The sequence below is a fragment of the Leptospira soteropolitanensis genome, assembly GCF_026151655.1.
GTDB lineage: Bacteria > Spirochaetota > Leptospiria > Leptospirales > Leptospiraceae > Leptospira_A > Leptospira_A soteropolitanensis.
Window position 1 is genome coordinate 1 of the sequence record NZ_JAMQPN010000053.1, and the last position, 1416, is coordinate 1416.

Consider the following 1416-nt stretch of genomic DNA (forward strand, 5'->3'; position numbering starts at 1 on the left):
CCTGAGTCCCAACGGGACGTTAGGGACTGGAACGACACTTGCGTAAGCAAGGGGAGTGCCAGAAGCCTATGTGTCGTAGACCGAGCGAGGGCGCCAGTCCCGAAGCGAAGTGGTTAGCGGATGTTATACGTAGTGACCCAGTTTGGGAGAGTAATGGAGAATGTATACCCAAAAATGAGTCATAAATTTAAGCCGCGATGGAGTTAAAGAATTCCAGATTAGGTGGATCGTCTCCAAAAGTATGCCCGACATATAAAGGCATCTCGAATGGTAAAGTTTTCTCAATGAGAATCATATGTTTCCTACAGATAGGACAAAACTTGTAAGGCAAATAATCGAACTCATGTTCAAAGTTTTCTGGATGAATGTTTGTAATAGTATCCAAGTTTTTGGTCGCAGGGAAGTGCAGTTTTGCAGAATTAAGGTTATTCTTAGCTTTATGAGAATAGAGCCCAAAATAGCGAATAGATTTAGTTCCGCTAGGCAAAACATGTAAAAGGTAGCGTTTGATGAAGTTTTTTTGGGACAAAACAGAAGAAAGCTTACCTACATTAATGGAGACGATCTGGTCATTGGTATTAAGATCCTGTTCGTTAATGTTAGATCCTTTTATTGATTTAGTAAAGTAGTCGATGACGTTGTATGGATCAGAGATTTTTTCTGAAGTAAAAGCGAACAATTTGTAATTAGAATTAATAAGTTCTAGAAAAGAGTTTCCTAAAGAAGGATGTTTTTTGTAGAAAGCGAGAAGATCTTTTTTAAGTATGATTTGGTAAATAGAATTGAACTGGAATAAATCAAATAGGTTATTTTGAGAAAGAACCCATTTGTTATTAGATTTATCGAATCCACCATCAGTAATGAGAACATGGATGTGGGGATGGAACTGATTTAGTTTTCCATGTGTGTGTAAAACCATGATAAAACCTGGAATAACATCTTTATCGAGAGAAAGTCTAATAATTTTATAAATAGTTTTCTTTGAAGCCTCAAAGAGTAGATTCAGAAAATCTTTATAAAAAGTAGTAACAAAGGGATAACAGAAAGTAGGTAACTTAAAAACAAGATGGTAATGATCCGTATTAATAACCAAGTTTTTAGTAGCTTCGTTCCAGAGAGATTTGTTTCTGTATTGGCATTTAGGACAGAATCTGTTATTACAAGAATTTCTAAGAAAAACAGAGAAATGTTGTTCCGGACATTGGTAAAGATGTCCGTTCATGGCATTAGTTCTGCATTGAGCAATATCGAGAGCAGTTTTTTTAACATGCTTAGGCAGGTTAGCCGATTGAATGAAATCGATGTTTTTGATAAAGATGTCTTGTATGTCCATGCACTAACATGTCCAGAAAGTGCAGAGTTGGTATCCTATTTTTCTGTGTCAAAACAGTCATAAAGATAAGATTTGGGTCATTA

General features: G+C 36.0%; 1 protein-coding gene. It reads right to left on the reverse strand.

Going from position 1 to position 1416, the window contains the following annotated elements:
• Positions 1 to 187: 187 nt before the first annotated feature.
• Positions 188 to 1333: an IS91 family transposase gene (locus tag ND811_RS19215; protein ID WP_265353597.1), complete on the reverse strand. Its 1146-nt coding sequence runs from the start codon at positions 1331 to 1333 to the stop codon at positions 188 to 190.
• Positions 1334 to 1416: the final 83 nt, after the last annotated feature.

Excerpts from the sequence above, each read along its gene's own strand:
- ND811_RS19215 (WP_265353597.1), bottom strand. The coding sequence starts at position 1,333 with ATGGACATACAAGACATCTTTATCAAAAACATCGATTTCATTCAATCG.